This is a genomic window from Bacillus sp. G1(2015b) (assembly GCF_001482475.1).
Taxonomy (GTDB): Bacteria; Bacillota; Bacilli; order Bacillales; family Bacillaceae; genus Bacillus; species Bacillus safensis.
Window position 1 is genome coordinate 246,828 of sequence record NZ_LKIC01000028.1, and the last position, 20,614, is coordinate 267,441.

The following is a 20,614-nucleotide window of genomic DNA, read 5'->3' on the forward strand; positions in this document are numbered from 1 at the left end:
ACAAAGGGCTAAAATAAAGATCATTTTAGCCCTTTGTCAACAATCTGAAGCTGTAGACATCAAGTGTCTACAGCTTGTTTGTTTTTTAAGAAAATGCTTGAGAGGCAAGGAAATAGAAAAGGGCGGGATCATTTAGTTTTTCTTTTCCGCGAATCATCATGAAATGGGCTACGTTTGTTTTCGTAAATCCTGCTTCAACAAGTGGTTCATGAAGGCGTTCAGCAGTTTCTTGCTGCATATCTAAACGAATTGCCCCTGAATAAGACGAGATGAGTGATTGGATGAGCGAGAGAGCGGTTTGTTCATCGTTTGCTGCAAGCGGCCCAATCATGAGATTAGCAGGGGTTTCGATGCCAAATGCAAAGCCAGTTGTTTCATGATGTTCATTCTGTGCGATCAGCTGGAACGATGCTCGATCCATTCGCTTTCTTATAAAGCTAGATCGATTGGTGCCTGCACCTTTTTCGTCAAGTGCTTCAATAGTCGGAAGGTCCGCTTCATCAGCAGGAGAAAGGTGAATCCCGCCTGACACACGAAAAGCTGATGGATTCGTGGTCTGTGCTTTGTATGTATGAATATAGCCGGCCGTTTGAAATCCGATTTTTTCATAAACGGGCTGTCCTTGTACAGTAGCGGTTAAAACGACAGGAACGCTTTGATTGCTCCGGCGAAGCAGGGTGTCAATCATTTTCCGTGCAAGGCCTAAGCCGCGATGCGTCTCAGATACAATCACAGCACCAATTGATGCTGCTTTTTCATATTGGAAAAGTCCCGCACATGAGATGACTTGTCCATCCGTTGTTGAAAAACCAGTAAAATATCCGTTTGTTAAAAGAGATGTAAGCTCATCCGCATTGTAATCAGGCCAGTCGACCTCTTTTGACAATGCGATAAGATCGGGTATGTCATCAAGTGTTAAAGTTCGTTGTACAACGTTTTCCAATACACGCAACTCCTTCTTAGCTGATTTCATCTATATGTATCGTACCATAAGAAAGCATAAGAAAAAGGAAAAGGGAGATCCTTTTCCTCTCAGCGTGTATCAAAAAAGAACCCCCAATCACGGAGGTTCTAATCTTAATGAACATTAAAATATCGAGCTTCAGGGTGGGAGACGACGATCGCTGAAACAGATGCTTCAGGTTCCATCATGAATCCTTCTGTCAGGTGGATGCCGATTTTTTCAGGCTGAAGCAGCTTGAACAGCTTTTCTTGGTCCTCAAGATTTGGACACGCTGGATAACCAAAGGAATAGCGCTGCCCTTGATATTTTGCTTGGAATCGTTTTTCCATTGTAAAATCGACTGGGTCAGGGAAGCCCCATTTGTCACGAATCACTTGGTGGGTTCTTTCAGCTAATCCTTCTGCAAGCTCAAGTGCCAGAGCTTGGACAGCATGCATTTTTAAATAATCTCCTTCCTGCTTAAATTGCTGCGCGACTTCACGTATACGTGCGCCGGCTGTGACGGCGAATAAGGCAATATAATCTTTCTCGTTTTCATCACTTTTCCGTACATAATCAGAAATGGAGCGGTACGGGAGCTTCTCCTGCCTTGGAAATTGGAACGTTTCAATGATGCGGTCAGGCTTTTCGGGATCATAAATATGCAAATCATTTCCGTCTGAACCGGCAGGGAAGAATTGATACACAAATGCTGGCGCAAACCAGTTTTTCTCTCTGCCTTCGTTTAGAAGATCTGTGACAAGCTGTTTTAATTCCCATGCTTTTGGGTGCTGTTCAGCTAATAAGGTTTTGACCTTTCCCTTTAAGCCGAGATGATGACCAATGAGCATTTGTTCATTCACATAAGGCATAATATGATGCAAATCGATGTCCCTCACATAATGGCGTGCGGTATCTTCTGGCGTAAATACCGGTGCCTGAGGAAGGGCTGCGCGTTTTTCTAGTAATTCAATGACAGCTTTCGGCTGCTTTCCTTCTTTCTCCTTGAAAGGTGCCACTGGCTCGTCTTCGGGCTTTGTTTGAAATTGCAGTGGATTCGCTTTTAACTCATTAGCTAATGACAGACCGTCCATGGCATCTTTTGCATAAAGAACAGGTCCATCATAATGAGGCGAAATTTTCATTTTCGTAAATTTGCGAGAAAGGGCAGCACCGCCGACCAAAATAGGAACAGAAATATTGGCCTTTTGTAAATCCTGAGCGGTTAATACCATTTGCTGTGCGGACTTTACAAGTAAGCCTGATAATCCGATCATATCTGGTTTTTCCTTTTGCACAGCTTCAATCAATGTTTGAGGTGTCACCTTGATGCCGAGGTCGACTACTTGAAAGCCGTTATTGCTCAAAATGATGTCGACAAGGTTTTTCCCGATATCATGGACATCTCCTTTTACGGTCGCAAGAAGAATCTTTCCTTTCCCGCTGGCATGCTGCTTTTCCATATATTGCTCAAGGAACGAAACAGATGCTTTCATGACCTCTGCTGATTGAAGCACCTCGGCGACAATCAGTTCGTTTTGATTAAAAAGACGACCAACCTCAGCCATTCCCTGCATTAACGGACCATTGATAATATGAAGCGGCGATTCATATTGCTCCAAAGCAAGGGATAGATCATCGATGAGACCTTCTTTCGTTCCTTCGACGACGTAGAGCGCCAGCCTTTCATCAAGTGATAAGGAGACCTTTGGTTTTTTCTCCGTTTTCTTTTTGCCGCGGTAAAATTGGGTGAATTCAGCCAGTGTTTGGTCATTTGTTTCATAAAGTAAGGTTTCAGCTAGTTTGATTTCTTCCTTTGGAATGGATGCGAAGCGCTCAAGCTTTTCCGTATTCACGATGGCATAGTCAAGCCCTGCTTGCACGCAGTGATACAAATAGACGGCGTTTAAGATTTCTCTGCCAACAGGCGGAAGTCCGAAAGATACGTTGCTGATGCCTAAAATGGTGAGGCATTCAGGCAGGGTTTCCTTGATCATTTTAATGCCTTTGATCGTTTCTTCAGCGGCGCCAATATATTGCTCGTCTCCAGTGCCTACGGGAAAGACAAGCGGATCAAAAATAATGTCACTTGCAGGAATTCTATATTTCTTCGTTAACAAATCATGCGAACGTATAGCAATTTCAAGCTTTCGTTCTGCTGTCACAGCCATTCCTATTTCATCAATTGTGCCAACAACAAGTGCACCGCCATATAGCTTCACAAGAGGTAGAATCTCTTCAAAACGTTCCACGCCATCCTCAAGATTAATAGAATTGATGATGGCTTTCCCTTGAGAATAGGTGAGTGCCTTTTCAATCACGTGTTTATCCGTTGAATCAATGACAAAAGGAGCTTTCACCTTTTTCATGGCTTCTTGTAAAAAGCCTTCCATGTCTGCTGCCTCATCACGGTCTGGATCAGCCAGACACACATCAACGACGTGAGCGCCATTTTTCACCTGAGCACGAGCAATTTCTGCTGCTTCTTCAAACTTTTGTTCCGCAATGAGCCGTTTGAATTTGCGAGAACCAATGACATTAGTCCGTTCACCTACAAAAAGAGGACGCATTGAATCCTCATAAATAAGGGGCTCAATTCCTGATACGGTATGCTGCGGTGATTCGCGAGTGATATGACGCGGCTGAATCGTGCGTACTTCATCTGACAATGCTTGAATATGTGCAGGTGTCGTTCCGCAACAGCCGCCGACAATATTTAACCAGCCTTCCTTAGCAAAGGCGGCAATTTTTTTAGCAAGAGAAGCAGGGGATTCATGATATTGGCCTTCTTCATCTGGGAGACCAGCATTCGGATAGCAGCTCACCGCTGACTTTGCGATGGAGGAGAGCGTGCGGATGTGGTCTGTCATAAATTCTGGACCAGTCGCACAGTTCAGGCCCACACTGATGGGTTTCATATGCTCAAGAGAGATATAAAAGGCTTCGATATCCTGACCAGCAAGGGTGGTGCCCATCGGTTCAATCGTTCCTGATACCATGAGTGGTAATTGAATGCCCGTCTGCTGAAAGGCTTCCTGAATTCCTTTGAATCCAGCTTTTACATTCAGCATGTCTTGGCTTGTTTCTAAAAGAAGGGCATCACACTTTCCGTCAATTAGAGCGCGGGCCTGTTCTTCATAGTTTCTGACGAGCTCACTGAAGGTTGTGCCGCCTGTTACAGATAATGTTTTCGTTGTTGGGCCCATTGCGCCTACAACAAAACGTGGCTTATCCGGTGTGGAGAAACGGTCTGCTTCAGCCTTTGCCAGCTGTGCAGCTCGAACATTGAGTTCATAGGCAAGGTGGCCAAGCCCATATTCATCAAGGACGAGCTTTGTCGCGCCGAACGTATTTGTTTCAATGAGATCGGCACTTGCTTCTAGGTATTCCCTATGGATCGCACGGATGATGTGAGGGGCTGTCACATTCAAATACTCGTTACAGCCCTCATACTCTTCTCCGCCAAAGTCCTCTGCTGTCAGGTTGGCGTTTTGAATCATTGTGCCCATTGCACCATCAAGGACGAGGATGCGTTTTTTGAGCTGTTCAGTGATAGTTGACATGGATGTTAGACTCCTTTTCTTTCTGATGGATGTAGGTGGTCAGTTCTGCTGTTAAATCTGATCGAAGGAAAGGAGTAATTAAATAAATGCCATTAAACAATTCGCAGGCTGTATCTAATAAAGAGCGGGCAATCGCTAAACCTTCTGCTCGCTGCTTTTCTTTATCCTCGCCAGCCTTAGCCATAATGTCACGAATAGAATCAGATAATTTGATGCCGGGAATTTCGTGATGAATAAACTCTGCATTTCGGCTGCTTGTTAACGGCATAATGCCGATGTAAATTGGTTTATCCAAGTGGCGGCTTTCCTCATGAATTTTCACAAGCTGTTCTTCAGAATAAACAGGCTGTGAAATAAAATAATCAGCGCCGTATTCGATTTTTTTCTCAAGACGTTTGACCGCTTTATCTATATGACGCACATTTGGGTTAAACGCGCCAGCCACTGAAAAATTGGTCTTTTTGCCAAGAGGCTTTCCTGAGAAAGAAAGGCCTTCATTAAATTGTTTGATGAGACGAATCAAATCAAAGGAGGTTAAATCATAGACAGATGTTGCACCTGGGAAGTCTCCAATTTTAGATGGATCGCCTGTGATCGCTAAAATATCGGTTAATCCAAGGGTGTCGAGCCCCATTAAATGGGATTGTAGCCCAATCAAATTACGGTCGCGGCATGTGATATGAACAAGAGAACGCATATCAAGCTGCTGCTTTAATAATGCGCCGCAAGCGACATTGCTAATGCGCGGAGTCGCAAGAGAATTATCGGCTAACGTTAACGCATCAATGCCAGCATTCTTTAATTCATTTGCAGCAACGAGAAATTTTTCGAAGTTCAGCTTCTTCGGTGGATCGAGCTCTACGATAATCGATCGTTTTTTCACAGCCAGCTCATCAAGACCTGGTTCAGTGCGCTGATCTTGGATGGAAATGATTTCTTCTTTTAACACCTTCACTTCTTTTTCAGTAATCGGTGCTAAATCTTTGACCGCTTCAGCCATTGCGCTAATATGTTGAGGTGTTGTTCCACAGCAGCCTCCGATAATGCGTGCGCCCTGATTTCTAAATTCAAGTGCACTTTTTCGGAAATAATCGTTATCAGTATCATAGACGAGTCTGCCTTCTTCAAGAGAGGGGAGACTACTGTTAGGATAGACAGATAAATGCGAATTTTCTAAAAGTGGAACGCCTTCGAGTGCCTGAATCATGTGATAAGGGCCCAGCCTGCAGTTGATGCCGACGACATCTGCACCAAGAGATGATAACTCAGATAAACCATCCTTCAGCGGGGTACCATCCTGCAAAACGCCTTGTTCATGCATAGAGACATTCATGACAATCGGGAGAGTCGTTTCTTTGCGAGCAATTTGGAGAACAGCCTTCGCTTCTTCTATGTCATAATACGTTTCAAGCAATAATCCGTCAGGCTCTTCATTTAATAGGATGTACAGCTGCTCTCTAAAGCTTCGTTTGATTTCTTCTATAGAGTAGGCATTTTTGTTAAACGTTCGAATGCCGCCAATTGTTCCGAGAACATAAGCAGAGCCAGCGGCTGCTTTTGCAATTTGTACCGCTTTTGTATTGATGCGTTTCGTTTCTTCCTCTAAGCCGTAGCGGGATAGTTTAATATAATTCGCACCGTATGTGTTCGTTTGGATGATGTCAGCGCCTGCCTGCACATATGCTTCGTGTACGCGTTTCACTTCATCCTCTTTCGATAAATTTAATTCTTCAAAACAGCGGTCAATGCCGTAAGAGTATAAAAGTGTTCCCATCGCTCCATCAGCTATCAGTACGCGATTTTGTAAGTCTTGTAATAGGCCCATTGTATTCCTCCTTATTTCTATGTAACAAAAAAAGCCTTCTGATAAGAAGAAGACTTTTTGGCTGTATCGTAATTCTTCTCCTTATCTTCCAAGCAGTTGCTTGCTGGATTTAGCACCTTGGTCATAGAAAATAGATTTCTACTACACCGGTTGCTGAGGCTTCACAGGGCCAGTCCCTCTGCCTCTCTTGATAAGAAAGCAATATGAACATGTCAATGAATTGAACTTCCATCAACTGTAACGAAAAATGCAAAAATAATCAATGGAAAATTTGAAATTTATCGAAAATTTATAAATTGGACATCGATCGGCAAATCAGCCTTACGCATAAGAGAAATAACCTCTTGTAAATCATCTTTATTTTTCCCTGTCACACGCACTTGGTCATCCTGAAATTGTGATTTCACTTTGATACCAGACTGCTTGATGAGTGCGTTGATCTTTTTGGCGTTGTCTTGATCAATCCCGCTGATTAGCTTCGCACGCTGGCGTACTGTACCGCCAAGAGCATGCTCAGTTTTTCCGTAATCGATGTTTTTAGTTGGCACATTTCGTTTGATCAGCTTTGTCACAAGTACATCTTTTAGCTGCTCAAGCTTGAAGTCATCATCAGAAATGAGAACAAGTTCTTCTTTTTCGAGAGAAATATCACTTTTACTTCCTTTAAAATCATAACGGTTTTTAATTTCTTTCAGCGCTGCTTGAACAGCGTTTTGCACCTCAGGCAGTTCGACCTTCGATACAATGTCAAATGAGCTTTCTTTTGCCATCACACATGACCTCCAAGTATTGATATTGCGTCTATTTTATCATGCCAATAGGCGAAGAAGAAACTTTATCGAAGAGATGAGGCAAAGAGTTCAGCCGGCTGCGGTATAAATCGTGTCCAGTTTGTCCACTTTAGCTAACAGAACTAGAGATGTTCATGTGGGGAGAAGTATAGTAGAATAAAGTGAATCAAAAGATGAACGAACGCTCTTTTATGGGCAGATAGGAAGGAAGAGAACATGAGACCAGGTGAGCAACTGACCTTGCAAATAGAGAACGAAATGGAATACGGCTACTTTTTGACAGATGGTGAAGATTCGGTTCTCCTGCACCGCAGTGAAATGACAGAGGATCTTGATGACCGAGATGAAGTAGAGGTCTATTTATATGTAGATCATGAAGAAAGACTCGCTGCCACAATGAAAATTCCTACAATTAACGCACATACATACGGCTGGGTAGAAGTTGTAGACGTGGTAGAAGACATGGGCGCATTTGTCGATGTTGGACTGTCAAAGGATGCACTTGTAGCAACAGAACACCTCCCGCCATTTGAGGAAGCATGGCCGAAAAAAGGAGACAAACTCTACTGTATGCTGAAAGTCACAAGCTACGGCAGAATGTTCGCAAAACCAGCCACAGAAGACGTGATCAGTGAATTGTTTACTGAGGCACCAGAAACCTTAATGAACAAAGAAATTACTGGAACAATCTATCGTTTAATTGCGACAGGTTCTTTTATGCTGACAGATACAGGCGTGCGAGGGTTTATTCACCGCACGGAACGAAAGGAAGAGCCAAGACTAGGATCGACCGTTACAGGACGCGTTATTGCAGTGAAAGAGGATGGAACCGTGAACGTTTCTCTGCTTCCTAGAAAACAGGATGCATTATCTGTCGATGCAGAAGAAATTTTAACCTATATGAGAACAAGAAACGGCGCCATGCCTTACGGAGACAAAAGTGATCCAGAGGATATCCGCGAAAGATTTCAAATGAGCAAAGCAGCCTTTAAACGAGCACTAGGTCATCTGATGAAAAATGATCTCGTTTACCAAAAAGAAGGCTGGACATACGAGAAAAAGTGAGCATTTGCTCACTTCAGCGTGCAGACAAACCCTCGCATTCGGTGTCAGTCCTGCGTGCCGGTGCTCACGAATGTCAAATTCGCTCCGCTCCGGTACTCGTCCTTCCTAGGGCTGCAAAGGTTTTCAGGTCACGCTGAAAAGAAGACAAAGTTCTAAAATAAAGTTCATTTTAGCCCTTTGTCAATGATCTAAAAGTGAGCATTTGCTCACTTTTTTATTTTTGTCTTAAATAATGGATTTTTTCTATGAAAAAAGTCATGAAAACCTTCACTATATCATTGAAACAACGCCCCTCAAATCCGATAAAAAAGGAGTAAGGATGATAAAAGGAGTGTGTTTTTGGATGAAAGTGAAGATTTCATTGCTTCTGATGGCAGCCATGCTTATGGTGCTCGCCGCATGCGGTAATCAACAGGAGGGGTCGCCAAAATCAACTGCGAAGCATATTGGCGTTATGCTCACAGATGATGGTCTTGGTGATCAATCATTTAACGATTCATCATTTAAAGGATTAGAAAAAGCACGTGATGAGCTTGGCATTGAATTTGATTATAGAGAAATTGCAGAAACTGATACATATGAAAAAGGGCTGACAGAACTCGTAAAAGATGGTAATGATCTCATTATCGGTGTAGGTTTTAGTATGCAAGAAGACCTAGAAAAAGTCGCAAAGAAATATCCGAAGAAGCAGTTTCTTCTGATCGATGCCGTATCTGAGCTGAAAAATGTGACCTCTGTGACGTTTAAAGAAGAGGAAGGCAGCTATTTAGCAGGTGCACTTGCTGCGATGACAACGAAAAGCGATGTCATTGGATTTGTTGGCGGTGTTGATGCAGACGTCATTCATCGTTTTGAAAAAGGGTTTCAAAAAGGCGCCAAATCAGTCAATCCAAAAATCAAAATCTTATCTACCTATGCCGGTACATTTAGTGATGCAGGCAAGGGCGGTAAAATAGCCAAAGATATGATCAAAAAGAAAGCAGACGTTTTATATGCTGCAGCCGGTTATTCAGGTGTTGGTGTATTAAAAGAAGCGCAATCGCAGGGCAAATATGCCATTGGTGTTGACAGCGATCAGTACTATACTGCTGAAAAAGCTGTGATTTCATCTATGGTGAAAAAAGTCGATGAAGTGGTTTATCAATTCAGCGAACAGGTCGTTAAGAACAATCAAATTAAAAGCGGGCATGTTGTCTATGACTTAAGCAATGATGGAATCGATATGGCAAAAATCCGGATCTTGAAAAATGCAGAAACACTGACCAAAAAATTAAATGGTCTGAAGCAGACGCTTCTAAAAGAAGAGGGGGGCGCATCATGAGTTTACGCGTCAAAATTTTACTCAACTCACTTATCTCACTTCTTTTAGCAGTTGGCGTCATCGCCTTTATCATTGTCAGCATGACAAAGATCCAATCATCAAATGAAGCAGATGTCCAAACCTTATTAAACGTACAAAAAACGAAGGCAAGCTTTGAAAGTGTCGAGCAAGCGATGACCAATTATTCGATGACACTTTCAGATGAACAGCTAGAGATCGTTCAAAACGATATTTCTACAGCAAAAAAACAGCTGCAAACGTTAAACAAGCATGCAGGAAATTTGAACAAAGAGGCATTAACAAGGTTAAATTCAAAATATGACACATGGACCAAAGAAGCCAACAATGCCATTGGCGAAAAAAACGCCTCGGATGCAAGACGTGTGGCAGCAAGAATTGATGGCGTTTTAAACGATGTGCATACGATGAATAAAAGAGCAGAAGAAGCGTATAAACAAAATCTAGAGGATGCAGCAGACAATGTACAATGGATTATTACAAGTGCACTCGTCTCAGCCCTCACACTGATTGTCATTGCCGTCTTTTTGAATATGGGGTTAACGCGATCCATCGTGACACCTATCAAATCACTATCCTACAGAGCAAAGCAGATCGCAGAAGGGAATCTTGCTGTGGAGCGGACAGATATTCAGCGTAAGGATGAAATCGGCGGCTTGAATGAATCCTTTAATCAAATGACAGATCAGTTGATTAGTTTGATTAAAGAAATCAGCCATGTCTCAAGCCGAGTAGAGACATTCTCGATCCACCTGAATGATGAAAATAAAAAGATGATGGAATCTGCCAATCAAGTATCTGTCTCAACAGACGAAATGGCCAATGGGTCACAAGCGATTTCAGAAGATCTCCAGCATGGCGTCAGCTTGATTGAGAAAATGGACCAGCATGGACGTAAAAATTCCGAACGCTCACAAACGGTCATCCGCAGTACAGAGGATGCCATCGAAGCCGTAGAAAGCGGAAAGCACACGTTAACAGAAACAAAATCAGCGATTGAAAAAAATACACATGCCACGAGACAAATCGAAGAATCAGCAGGAGAATTCACGCAATACGCCAGCGGAATCTCAGCCATGGCCAAAACGGTTTCTGACATTGCGGACCAAACAAACTTACTTTCCTTAAACGCAGCCATTGAAGCGGCAAGAGCAGGCGAAGCTGGAAAAGGCTTTGCCGTTGTAGCAGATGAAATTCGCAAGCTTGCCGATGAATCTTCTAATGCAACAAGACAAATTTTTGACATGGTCAGTCATATTGAAAGAGGGATTCAATCCATTAGTCAAACGGTTCAAGAAGGGGTCAAGCTTTCACTTCAGCAGCAGGATGCGATGGACAAAACCTCACACTCCTTTGAAGATATAGAAACAAAAGCGCAGCATATTAAACAAGAAATGGCGGTCTTAAATGACCAAATTATCCAATCAACAGAACTTGGCGGACAAGTACTGCACTCGATTGAAAATATTAGTGCAGTAGTAGAAGAAACAGCAGCTGGCAGCGAAGAAATTTCTGCCTCAGCCAATGAACAGCTGCAATCGTTCCATCAAATGAACAAACAAGTTGAAGAATTGATGAGTATGACGGCAAGGTTAAATGAAACCGTCCAGCGATTTAAACTTTCATAAGAAAAACACCCTTCCCGTGTTGTGTCAGGGAAGGGTGCTTTTTATGATCATTTGCCTGTAAAAAAGATCGCAAGCGTGCTAGGTCCTGAATGGGACCCCACAGCGGCGCCGATGATATGAATATCAATTTCTTTAGGATGAAATTCGTCTTCAATCAGTTGTTTCATGTCTTCGGCAAGTGCAGGATCATCACCATGACTAATGCCAACCGTTTGATTAGGCCAATCTGTTCCGCGTTCTTTCATTAGTTCAATAATGCGTTTCAGCAGCTTTTTACGTCCGCGGATTTTTTCTAGCGGGATGAGTTTTCCATCTTCGACATGTAAAATGGGTTTAATGCTTAACAAACCGCCCACAAATGCGGATGCTTTACTGATTCTTCCGCCTCTTGCTAAATACGTTAAATCGTCTACAGTAAAAATATGTTGTAAAGATTCACAAAAATGCTTTACAGACGTTTCAATTTCTTGTATTGTATTTCCGTCAATGGCAAGTGACTGAGCGTGTTTGACAGCAAGCCCATAGCCAAGTGAAGCGCATTTAGAATCAATGATTCGTAAATCAAAATCAGGATATTCTTCCTTCACTTCATTTACCATCATCACAGCTGTCTGATATGTACCTGAAAGCTCTGATGAAAAAGCGACATAGATGGCAGATGTATGGGTTTGAGCGGCAGAAACAAAGGCTTCCTTGATCCGGTTTGGTGAAGCCTGTGATGTTTTTGGACTGGCTCCTTGTCTCATCGCATCAAATACTTGTTTTGGTTCAATGGTGATCAAATCCTCAAATTCCTGCTCACCAAGCAACACGCGGAGCGGAATGAGTGTTATGTTATGTTCATCATAATAAGAAAGAGGCAGATCAGCAGCACTGTCTGCTATGATATGAACAGTCATATAAATCCCTTCTTTCTAAAAAATAAGCCATATTTTACATCTTTTTAGCCTAACTATATCATAGAAATCATCTTTTCGTGTTCAAATTCTAAATTTTAGGGAAAACCATAGAGAGAATGGTAAGTGGAGGAATGACAACATGTTCATTGGAGAAGCAAAAAAACTCATTGTCGTCGTTATTGGTGCATTACTCAATGCGATTGGACTGAATTTATTCTTAATCCCAGCTGACGTATATGCGAGCGGTTTTACAGGGGTAGCCCAGCTGCTATCCAGCTTAATCGATCAATATGCGCCATTTTATGTATCAACAGGGATTCTATTATTTATTTTAAACATTCCAGTTGGCATTTTAGGCTGGATGAAAGTTGGCCGTTCCTTTACTTTGTACAGCATCATCAGTGTTGCACTAACAACCATTTTTCTTGGCATTTTACCAGAAACAAGTGTTTCCCACGATATTTTATTAAATGCTGTGTTTGGCGGTGTCATATCCGCAGTAGGGATTGGGATCACGCTCAAATACGGGGCATCGACAGGCGGACTCGACATCGTTGCTATGGTATTAGCAAAATGGAAAGACAAACCAGTTGGTACGTATTTCTTCATTTTAAATGGAATCATCATTTTTACAGCAGGATTATTACAAGGTTGGGAGAAAGCATTATATACGCTTGTCACATTATATGTGACCACAAGGGTCATTGATGCCATCCATACAAGACATGAGAAGCTGACCGCGATGATTGTGACGAAAAAAGCAGATGAAATCAAAGAAGCCATTTACGGAAAAATGGTCAGAGGTATTACGACTGTACCTGCAAAAGGCGCATTCACCAACGAGCAAAAGGAAATGATGGTGATCGTCATTACAAGGTATGAGCTGTATGAACTTGAACAAATTATTAAAGAAGTCGATCCAAAAGCCTTTACAAATATTGTGCAGACAACCAATATTCTTGGATTTTTCAGACGAGATTAAAAAGGTGGGTAGCAGATGAAAAAAGGGTTGGTACTTCTTCTCATTCTATTGTTTTTAGCCGCTTGTGGACAACAAAAAAAGGATGAACCAGACAAGGAGGTTTCCGGTCAAATGGGAGAAAAAACGGTTGTACTCACAGTAGACCCCGTCCAGAAAGGTTCTTCAGTTCAATTTAACATGTCACTGAAAAATGAATCAGATCGAGATATTGAATTTACCTTTAACACAAGCCAAAAATTCGAGCTCAGTGTGTATGACGAAAACGGGAACGAACAATATCGCTATTCGAAAGACCGTATGTTCACACAGGCCATCCAAACTTTTGTGCTGAAAAAAGGCGAGGCCTATGATTTTCAAGACACGTGGTCAAACGGTGTAAAGCCCGGAACATACGAAGCGGTTGTAACGTTTAAAGGAAAAGCAGAAGGGCTGAAACAAATCACGGAGAAGAAAACATTCCAAGTCAAATAAGCAAGGGAATTAGAAAAAGCTGTCCATCAAATGTGAACAGCTTTTTTATGTCAGAGATCATCAAGCAAGTCTTGGAAGGTATGCAGCTGGTTTCTTTCTGCATCTGTCGAATTGGCAAATGCAGAGGATACGGCATTTTTCGCTCGTTTGACTGCCTGTTGACGCTCTAACCCAGATGAAAATGAAGAAGTAAGAGCTTCTTCCGTAAATGATTTGGCTTGATCAAAAAGTTCGTTTCTCACAATGAACCTCCAGAAGCATCAGTCTTCATATTTCCTCTGTCTGACGCTTCTTCAAGTGTCGAACGGTAAGGAAAACGTGCATCATGAAGACTGACTGAATCTTTACCTTGTTGTATAAAGCGTTTCGATTTGCTTCTTTTACCCATTAGGAATCCGCCCCTTTACACAAGCTGACAGGACAACCTGTCTAACGGTAGTATGCCCGTTTCCATCTGCTATGTATGAATGGAAAAATTAAAGCGAGAAGTAATTCGTTAGAAACTTTGCAATCCCGTCTTGTTCATTCGTATCAGTGACTTCATTTGAAACACGTTTCACGGCATCAATTCCGTTGCCCATTGCCACACCGCATCCAGCAAATTCAAGCATTTCTAAATCGTTGTCTTCATCTCCGAATGCCACAATCCGCTCCTTAGGAACACCGTAATAATCACTGATCTTTTGCAATCCAACAGCTTTGTTCATGCCTGTTTTAATGATTTCAATCACGTGCCACGGGGCAGCCCAGCGTCTGTGATCAATCACTTCTGCATGAACATCTGATAAATAGCTTCGAATAGCTCCGACGTCCTCTTCTTTTGCATGAATTAACACGCTCGTCACATTCTCTCCAAGGTTGTCCCTTAGGTCCCCAACAGTGACTTTGTTTGCATTCATATTAAAGATATCAATGAGTTTTTCATCATGATAATGGAAATACAAATCGTCTAACACTTCAGCTAACACATTGTGCACTTTATACTCTTCACTAATGTCTACAAGCTGTTTGACCACTTGAAGATCAAGTGACGTATGAAATCTGCCCCATTTCTCATCAAGAGGATGATGGACAAACGCTCCGTTAAAATTCACAATTGGTGAATCAAGCTGTAATTGCTGATAATAAGGAGAGCTGGATCGAAATGGCCGGCCTGTTGATATACAGACGTGATGCCCGCTGTCTCTCACTTTTTGAATGACGTCAAGTGTGTGCGCAGAAATGGTTTTATCATCTTTTAATAATGTGCCATCCAGGTCAAGTGCGATTAGATAAGGTTTAGTCTCCATAAAATCTCCTTTGATCTGTAAGTGATAGGAGGCAATTCATGTTAGCGCCTCTTTCTATAGTGTATCTTTATCACATCTTTGTTGTCTACATGTTAAAATAAACAAAGACGGGAATGATAAAGGAGGATTCATAGGCTGTGATCACCATTGATGAGCAAATTACGCGCGATATTCCATTTTTACATATCGTAAAAGCTGAAAATAAAGACAAACCGCTGCCGCTTGTATTTTTTATTCACGGATTTACAAGTGCACGAGAGCATAATTTACACTTCGCCTTCCATCTGGCGGAAAAAGGCATGAGAGTCATTTTGCCTGACTGTGCTTATCATGGTGTAAGATCAGAAAACCTCAGCTTAGAGGAACTGGCATCAAAGTTCTGGGAAATTGTCCTGAACGAAATTCGTGAAATCGATATACTCAAAACATACTTTCAAGAAAAACAATTGATTGAAGCCGATTTGATAGGCGTTGCAGGTACTTCCATGGGCGGCATCACCACCTTTGGTGCACTTGCCAAGCATGATTGGATCAAAGCCGCTGTCAGCCTGATGGGGAGTCCGAACTATACGACGTTTCTAAAAGCACAGATCATGGACATGCGTCACAAAGGGTTGATGAAAGACATTACAGACGAAGAGGTTCATCTGCAATTAGACGCCCTGCGCCCATATGATTTAACGCTGCAAACGGATCGATTAAACAAAAGACCGCTGTTATTCTGGCATGCAGAAAATGATCCTGTGGTCCCGTACAGGCACGCAAAATCCCTATACGATGAGTTAGCGGCCACACAATATAAGCAGGATCCGCACCTGATTCGCTTTATCACTGATGGACAAGCTGGCCATAAGGTCTCAAGACAAGCGATGTTTGAAACGATTGACTGGTTTGTGACTCATCTGAAAAGCACAAACGTTTAGTCATAAGAAAAAGTACGTTATACTAATGGAAAAAGGAGTGGATATCATGGATGAAGCATTGAAAGAAAATATTTTAGGCGCCCTAGAACAGGTGATTGACCCTGAGCTGAATGTCGACATCGTCAACCTTGGACTTGTCTATGATGTCGATCTTGATGAGAATGGAAAAGCGGATATCACCATGACCTTAACATCAATGGGTTGTCCTCTTGCACCAATTATTGTGGATGAAGTCAAAAAAGCATTAAGTGATCTTCCAGAAGTAAAAGAAACAGAAGTTCACATCGTATGGAATCCGCCTTGGACACGAGACAAAATGTCAAGATACGCAAAAATCGCGCTCGGTATTCAATAAGCACAAAATGAAAAATGCCTGGTATGAGATAAACTCATGCCAGGTTTTTTTATGAAAAATTAAGGTGCTCTATATTATATTTATGCAGTGCGCTCATGGTCATCTATATCAAAAACGAAAGATAAATCCGCATGTCTCATGAAGATATGCGGTTTTTTTGTTGAAAAAAAATGAAAACAAATATTAAATATACAATTGAATTAATTTTTATACATGTTATAATGTTAAATAATTTCACAAAGATCAAGAGGGTGTATTGACGTTGAAAATAGGTATTATAGGTGCTACAGGGTACGGTGGTGCGGAATTGGTTCGTATCTTCAAGCATCACCCGCATGTGGAGGAATGTATATTGTATTCATCAAGTGGTGATGGGCAATCATACAGTCAATCTTATCCACATCTAACAGCGATTACTGACCAAACATTAAAAACCATTGACCCGGCTGCTATTGTGCAAGAGACAGATGCTGTGTTTTTAGCGACTCCAGCAGGCGTATCAAGTGAACTGACGCCAAAGCTTATGAATCAAGGAGTGCCGATCATTGATTTATCAGGTGATTTGCGCATTCAAGATGGAGACACCTATGAAGCTTGGTATAAACGAAGGGCAGCGGATGAAGCATCTGTTCAACAAGCGGTGTACGGTTTATCCGAACTGAATCGTGACAAAATTCAACAAGCTGAAGTGATTGCCAATCCGGGCTGCTTTCCTACCGCAGTTCTTCTCGGTTTAGCACCGCTCATCAAACAGAATGTCATCGATGAATCTATGATTATAATAGATGCAAAAACAGGGGTGTCCGGTGCCGGACGATCTGCCTCACTTGGAACGCATTTTTCAGAACTAAACGATAACTTTAAAATTTATAAGGTGAATGAGCATCAGCATACGCCAGAAATAGAGCAAATATTAAGAGAATGGAATCCGCAGACGGCGAACGTCACATTTTCTACGCATCTTGTCCCGATGACAAGAGGGATTATGGCGACGATGTATACACAGTTAAAAACGGATGTCACAAAAGAAGAATTGATGAAGCGAATGAAAGGCTTTTACGAAGATTCCTATTTTGTCAGAGTGAGAGATCACGGCGTTTATCCACAAACGAAAGAAGTATATGGCAGTAACTTCTGTGATATTGGCTTTCATTTAGATGAGCGAACAGGGAGACTTACAATCGTGTCGGTCATAGACAATCTCATGAAAGGCGCGGCCGGCCAAGCGGTTCAAAACTTCAACATCATCAAAGGCTTACATGAAGAGGCGGGCCTCACAATGACACCTCTTTATCCATAAGAGAACAGGGGAGACAACAAACATGATCGAATTGAATGAAAAAAGCATTGTCAAAATAGACGGTGACGTATCATCACCAAAAGGCTTTGAAGCGAAGGGGATTCACATTGGCTTGCGCTATTCAAAAAAAGACCTTGGCCTCATCGTCAGCGAAGTACCAGCAGCAAGTGCAGCGGTCTACACACAAAGTCACTTTCAAGCTGCGCCTCTCAAAGTCACACAACAAAGCTTAAAAAAGACAGGACAATTAAAAGGTGTCATTGTCAATAGTGCCATCGCCAATGCATGTACTGGTGAGCAGGGATTAAAAGACGCGTACGACATGCAGGCAGCCTGTGCAGATATGTTAGGTGTAGTACCTGATTACATTGCTGTTTCTTCTACTGGTGTCATTGGGGAATGTCTGGAGATGGATAAAATCAAAAAGGGCATCGCCGAGTTAAAAGAAGCAAAAGCCGAAAAAGGCCATTTTGAAGAAGCGATCTTAACGACAGATACTGTCATTAAAAATACAACATACACCCTTACGATAGACGGAAAAGAGATCATCATTTCAGGCGCAGCAAAAGGCTCTGGCATGATTCACCCGAACATGGCGACAATGCTTGGCTTTGTCACAACAGATGCAAATGTCGAACAGGAAGCGTTACAGCAAGCGCTTCGTGACATTACAGATGTGACCTTTAATCAAATTACCGTCGATGGAGAAACGTCGACAAACGATATGGTGCTCGTGATGGCAAATGGCATGGCAGAAAACGATGTACTCAATGAAGAGCATCCAGAATGGCCATTGTTTAAAGAAGGATTAAAACTAGCTTGTGAGGATTTAGCCAAAGAGATTGCGAGAGATGGAGAAGGTGCAACGAAATTAATCGAAGCGAAAGTCGCTGGTGCTAAAAATAATTTGGAAGCCGGCATCATTGCGAAAAAAATCGTTGGTTCAAGTCTTGTCAAAACCGCCATATATGGTACGGATGCTAACTGGGGCCGAATCGTTGGAGCCATTGGTCATAGCGCAGCTTCCGTCACTCCGGAAGAGGTAGAAGTTTATTTAGGCGGACAATGTTTATTCAAACACAATGAACCGCAGCCATTCTCAGAAGAGGAAGCAAAAGCATATCTAGAGCAGGATGAGATTACGATTTTCATTCAAATGAGTGAGGGAAATGGTGAAGCAGCAGCTTGGGGCTGTGATCTCACCTATGATTATGTGAAAATTAACGCGAGCTATCGCACATAAAGAAGGAGATAGACATGGATAAAACGATCGTGTTCAAGTGTGGAGGCAGTGTCATTCGAGAACTTTCAGATACCTTCTATGAAAATGTCCGCTCACTTCAAGCTGCTGGGTTTAAGCTGGCTATCGTGCATGGCGGAGGACCTGAAATCACCGACATGCTGCAAAAATTAGAAGTGAAAACAGAATTTGTTGACGGTCAGCGTAAAACAACGAAGCCTGTGTTAGAGGTAGCCGAAATGGTTCTCTCGGGAACAGTCAATAAATACTTTGTGTCAGAGCTCGCAAAGCATGATATACCATCTGTCGGCGTATCCGGTAAAGATGGGCAGATGCTTGTCGCCGATTTCCTTGATCAAGACGTTTATGGGTACGTTGGCGAAATCAAAGAAGTTCATCCAGAAATGGCGGAAGCACTCATGGAGAAACAATTCATTCCTGTAATTGCGCCGCTGTCTATGACGGAAGAATGCCAAACCTTAAATGTGAATGCTGATTTAGCAGCATCAGCTGTCGCCGGAGCCATGAAAGCTGATAAGCTCATGTTTGTCACAGATGTTGAAGGCATTTTAAAAAATGGTGAACTATTAGATGTCGTCACCGAACAAGAAGCCCTTTCACTCATTGATGAAGGCATTATTTCCGGGGGAATGATTCCAAAAGTACAATCCGCTTTGAGTGCTTTATCAGGTGATGTAGATGAAGTGATGATCGTAAATGGCAAAGGCAGTATCTTTACAGGAGAAACCTTTAAAGGCACAAGAATCGTAAAACAAAAGGAGGCGGTCCTGTGAGTCATCTTTTTCAAAATTATGGACGGTGGAATGTTGAAATTAAAGAGGCAGCAGGTTCTTGGGCAGTCGATACAAATGGGAAAAAATATTTAGACTTTATCCAAGGCATTGCAGTAACAAATTTAGGCCACAATCATCCAAAGGTCAATCAAGCCATTAAGGAACAGCTTGATCACGTCTGGCATGTGTCGAATCTGTTTGAAAATGGTCTGCAAGAAAAAGCAGCAGAAAAGCTGGCAGCAAACAGTTCAGGCGATCTCGTTTTTTTCTGCAATAGCGGCGCAGAGGCAAATGAAGGTGCCATTAAATTAGCACGTAAAGCGACAGGGAAAACAAATATCATCACATTTTTGCACTCTTTCCATGGGCGCACGTATGCTGGTATGGCTGCCACAGGTCAAGATAAAATCAAAACTGGCTTTGGTCCTATGCTAGAAGGCTTTCACTATGTACCGTTTAATGATCCAGACGCTATGTCAGCCTGTGCAGTCGATGATGTGGCAGCGGTGATGCTGGAGGTTGTGCAAGGTGAAGGTGGAGTGAATCCAGCGACACCAGAATTTCTAGAAGCAGTTCAAGCATTTTGTGAAAAGCATGAAGCACTGCTGATTGTAGACGAAATTCAAACGGGCATCGGTCGTACAGGAACAGCATTTGCGTACGAAGAGACGTGTCTTGATCCTGATATTATCTCTGCAGCAAAAGGGTTAGGAAACGGCTTTCCAGTTGGTGCAGTTATAGGGAAAAAAGCTCTAGGAGATGCATTCTCCCCAGGTTCACATGGTACAACATTTGGTGGAAATATGCTTGCCATGGCCGCTGTGAATGCGACACTCGATGTAATTTTCCAAGAAGAGTTTCTTTCAGAAGTGAAAGAAAAGGGTGATTACTTGTTAGAAAAGCTGCAAAATGTCAAACAGCTGAATATCGTAAAAGAGGTGCGGGGAAAAGGATTGATGGCAGGTATTGAATGTGGTCAGCCAGTCGGTGAATATATCACAGCTCTTAGAGAACTGGGGTTGCTGGTGCTTCCAGCTGGTCCCAATGTCATTCGTTTATTACCTCCGCTGAATGTGAAGAAAGCAGAGCTGGATCAAGCGATCGAAGCAATTGTTCAAGTATTAGCCAATAAAACAGTTTCGGTGTAAATTTTTTTACAAAGAAACGTATAAAAATGCATTTATATCATTAATTATTCAATTTTGGG

19 protein-coding genes and 1 riboswitch are annotated in these 20,614 nt (G+C 42.3%); of the genes, 11 read left to right on the forward strand and 8 right to left on the reverse strand.

The features are described from left to right. Positions 1-85: 85 nt before the first annotated feature. The 4 genes from AMR95_RS15865 to AMR95_RS15880 all read right to left on the reverse strand — a co-directional run bounded on the left by AMR95_RS15865 (position 86) and on the right by AMR95_RS15880 (position 7,101). Positions 86-943, reverse strand: coding sequence for a GNAT family N-acetyltransferase (locus AMR95_RS15865; protein ID WP_058838832.1), 858 nt, complete (start codon positions 941-943; stop codon positions 86-88). Positions 944-1,077: 134 nt separating this feature from the next. After that, complete coding sequence (gene metH / locus AMR95_RS15870; RefSeq protein ID WP_058838833.1) at positions 1,078-4,506, reverse strand: methionine synthase; 3,429 nt, start codon at positions 4,504-4,506, stop codon at positions 1,078-1,080. Continuing rightward, positions 4,490-6,331 carry a bifunctional homocysteine S-methyltransferase/methylenetetrahydrofolate reductase gene (locus AMR95_RS15875; protein ID WP_058838834.1) on the reverse strand — a complete coding sequence of 614 codons (1,842 nt, stop codon included), beginning with the start codon at positions 6,329-6,331 and terminating at the stop codon, positions 4,490-4,492. The genes metH and AMR95_RS15875 overlap by 17 nt, the downstream gene beginning before the upstream one ends. A gap of 78 nt (positions 6,332-6,409) precedes the next feature. Then, a riboswitch (SAM riboswitch) is annotated at positions 6,410-6,528 on the reverse strand. A gap of 81 nt (positions 6,529-6,609) precedes the next feature. Continuing rightward, positions 6,610-7,101 (reverse strand): YajQ family cyclic di-GMP-binding protein, encoded by a 492-nt coding sequence (locus AMR95_RS15880; protein ID WP_012009527.1) that lies wholly within the window; start codon positions 7,099-7,101, stop codon positions 6,610-6,612. A 237-nt stretch (positions 7,102-7,338) separates the two neighbouring features. Between AMR95_RS15880 and AMR95_RS15885 the strand changes: the two genes are divergently transcribed. The 3 genes from AMR95_RS15885 to AMR95_RS15895 all read left to right on the forward strand — a co-directional run bounded on the left by AMR95_RS15885 (position 7,339) and on the right by AMR95_RS15895 (position 11,154). After that, positions 7,339-8,187 carry a CvfB family protein gene (locus AMR95_RS15885; RefSeq protein ID WP_041089776.1) on the forward strand — a complete coding sequence of 283 codons (849 nt, stop codon included), beginning with the start codon at positions 7,339-7,341 and terminating at the stop codon, positions 8,185-8,187. A 343-nt stretch (positions 8,188-8,530) separates the two neighbouring features. Further along, entirely contained in the window at positions 8,531-9,508 is a 978-nt protein-coding gene (locus tag AMR95_RS15890) for a BMP family lipoprotein (protein ID WP_039177730.1), read from the forward strand. Then, on the forward strand, positions 9,505-11,154 hold the full coding sequence (locus AMR95_RS15895) for a methyl-accepting chemotaxis protein (protein ID WP_058838835.1): 1,650 nt from the start codon (positions 9,505-9,507) through the stop codon (positions 11,152-11,154). The genes AMR95_RS15890 and AMR95_RS15895 overlap by 4 nt, the downstream gene beginning before the upstream one ends. Positions 11,155-11,201: 47 nt before the next feature. Here the strand turns inward: AMR95_RS15895 and AMR95_RS15900 are convergent, their stop codons facing one another. After that, on the reverse strand, positions 11,202-12,053 hold the full coding sequence (locus AMR95_RS15900; RefSeq protein WP_058838836.1) for a DegV family protein: 852 nt from the start codon (positions 12,051-12,053) through the stop codon (positions 11,202-11,204). Positions 12,054-12,192: 139 nt separating this feature from the next. Here AMR95_RS15900 and AMR95_RS15905 point away from each other — a divergent pair, with 139 nt between their 5' ends. Continuing rightward, positions 12,193-13,035, forward strand: coding sequence for a YitT family protein (locus tag AMR95_RS15905; RefSeq protein ID WP_024425072.1), 843 nt, complete (start codon positions 12,193-12,195; stop codon positions 13,033-13,035). A 15-nt stretch (positions 13,036-13,050) separates the two neighbouring features. Continuing rightward, the gene (locus tag AMR95_RS15910) at positions 13,051-13,506 is read left to right on the forward strand and encodes a BsuPI-related putative proteinase inhibitor (RefSeq protein WP_039177744.1); all 456 of its coding nucleotides are present in this window, start codon (positions 13,051-13,053) and stop codon (positions 13,504-13,506) included. A 50-nt stretch (positions 13,507-13,556) separates the two neighbouring features. Here AMR95_RS15910 and AMR95_RS15915 read toward each other — a convergent pair whose 3' ends face one another. The 3 genes from AMR95_RS15915 to AMR95_RS15925 form a co-directional block, all read right to left on the reverse strand. Further along, complete coding sequence (locus tag AMR95_RS15915) at positions 13,557-13,748, reverse strand: DUF3813 domain-containing protein (RefSeq protein WP_024425070.1); 192 nt, start codon at positions 13,746-13,748, stop codon at positions 13,557-13,559. After that, positions 13,745-13,894, reverse strand: a complete 150-nt coding sequence (locus AMR95_RS15920) for a hypothetical protein (protein WP_024425069.1) — start codon at positions 13,892-13,894, stop codon at positions 13,745-13,747. Before AMR95_RS15920 ends, AMR95_RS15915 begins: the two co-directional genes overlap by 4 nt. An 88-nt stretch (positions 13,895-13,982) precedes the next feature. Further along, complete coding sequence (locus tag AMR95_RS15925; protein ID WP_024425068.1) at positions 13,983-14,795, reverse strand: Cof-type HAD-IIB family hydrolase; 813 nt, start codon at positions 14,793-14,795, stop codon at positions 13,983-13,985. 137 nt (positions 14,796-14,932) lie between these two features. Here AMR95_RS15925 and AMR95_RS15930 point away from each other — a divergent pair, with 137 nt between their 5' ends. The 6 genes from AMR95_RS15930 to AMR95_RS15955 all read left to right on the forward strand — a co-directional run bounded on the left by AMR95_RS15930 (position 14,933) and on the right by AMR95_RS15955 (position 20,555). Then, positions 14,933-15,718, forward strand: coding sequence for an alpha/beta fold hydrolase (locus AMR95_RS15930; RefSeq protein WP_024425067.1), 786 nt, complete (start codon positions 14,933-14,935; stop codon positions 15,716-15,718). Positions 15,719-15,764: 46 nt separating this feature from the next. After that, positions 15,765-16,073 carry a metal-sulfur cluster assembly factor gene (locus AMR95_RS15935; protein WP_024425066.1) on the forward strand — a complete coding sequence of 103 codons (309 nt, stop codon included), beginning with the start codon at positions 15,765-15,767 and terminating at the stop codon, positions 16,071-16,073. A 262-nt stretch (positions 16,074-16,335) separates the two neighbouring features. Continuing rightward, positions 16,336-17,373: an N-acetyl-gamma-glutamyl-phosphate reductase gene (argC, locus tag AMR95_RS15940; RefSeq protein ID WP_058838837.1), complete on the forward strand. Its 1,038-nt coding sequence runs from the start codon at positions 16,336-16,338 to the stop codon at positions 17,371-17,373. A gap of 22 nt (positions 17,374-17,395) precedes the next feature. Further along, the gene (gene argJ / locus AMR95_RS15945; protein WP_058838838.1) at positions 17,396-18,616 is read left to right on the forward strand and encodes a bifunctional ornithine acetyltransferase/N-acetylglutamate synthase; all 1,221 of its coding nucleotides are present in this window, start codon (positions 17,396-17,398) and stop codon (positions 18,614-18,616) included. Between the two features lie 14 nt (positions 18,617-18,630). Further along, positions 18,631-19,407 (forward strand): acetylglutamate kinase, encoded by a 777-nt coding sequence (gene argB / locus AMR95_RS15950; protein ID WP_039177767.1) that lies wholly within the window; start codon positions 18,631-18,633, stop codon positions 19,405-19,407. After that, complete coding sequence (locus AMR95_RS15955; RefSeq protein ID WP_039177771.1) at positions 19,404-20,555, forward strand: acetylornithine transaminase; 1,152 nt, start codon at positions 19,404-19,406, stop codon at positions 20,553-20,555. The genes argB and AMR95_RS15955 overlap by 4 nt, the downstream gene beginning before the upstream one ends. Positions 20,556-20,614: the final 59 nt, after the last annotated feature.

Bases quoted from the DNA above. Each gene is read 5' to 3' on its own strand.
- metH (WP_058838833.1), bottom strand. From the start codon at position 4,506: ATGTCAACTATCACTGAACAGCTCAAAAAACGCATCCTCGTCCTTGAT.
- AMR95_RS15875 (WP_058838834.1), bottom strand. From the start codon at position 6,331: ATGGGCCTATTACAAGACTTACAAAATCGCGTACTGATAGCTGATGGA.
- AMR95_RS15880 (WP_012009527.1), bottom strand. From the start codon at position 7,101: ATGGCAAAAGAAAGCTCATTTGACATTGTATCGAAGGTCGAACTGCCT.
- AMR95_RS15885 (WP_041089776.1), top strand. From the start codon at position 7,339: ATGAGACCAGGTGAGCAACTGACCTTGCAAATAGAGAACGAAATGGAA.
- AMR95_RS15890 (WP_039177730.1), top strand. From the start codon at position 8,531: ATGAAAGTGAAGATTTCATTGCTTCTGATGGCAGCCATGCTTATGGTG.
- AMR95_RS15895 (WP_058838835.1), top strand. From the start codon at position 9,505: ATGAGTTTACGCGTCAAAATTTTACTCAACTCACTTATCTCACTTCTT.
- AMR95_RS15900 (WP_058838836.1), bottom strand. From the start codon at position 12,053: ATGACTGTTCATATCATAGCAGACAGTGCTGCTGATCTGCCTCTTTCT.
- AMR95_RS15905 (WP_024425072.1), top strand. From the start codon at position 12,193: ATGTTCATTGGAGAAGCAAAAAAACTCATTGTCGTCGTTATTGGTGCA.
- AMR95_RS15910 (WP_039177744.1), top strand. From the start codon at position 13,051: ATGAAAAAAGGGTTGGTACTTCTTCTCATTCTATTGTTTTTAGCCGCT.
- AMR95_RS15920 (WP_024425069.1), bottom strand. From the start codon at position 13,894: ATGGGTAAAAGAAGCAAATCGAAACGCTTTATACAACAAGGTAAAGAT.
- AMR95_RS15925 (WP_024425068.1), bottom strand. From the start codon at position 14,795: ATGGAGACTAAACCTTATCTAATCGCACTTGACCTGGATGGCACATTA.
- AMR95_RS15935 (WP_024425066.1), top strand. From the start codon at position 15,765: ATGGATGAAGCATTGAAAGAAAATATTTTAGGCGCCCTAGAACAGGTG.
- argJ (WP_058838838.1), top strand. From the start codon at position 17,396: ATGATCGAATTGAATGAAAAAAGCATTGTCAAAATAGACGGTGACGTA.
- argB (WP_039177767.1), top strand. From the start codon at position 18,631: ATGGATAAAACGATCGTGTTCAAGTGTGGAGGCAGTGTCATTCGAGAA.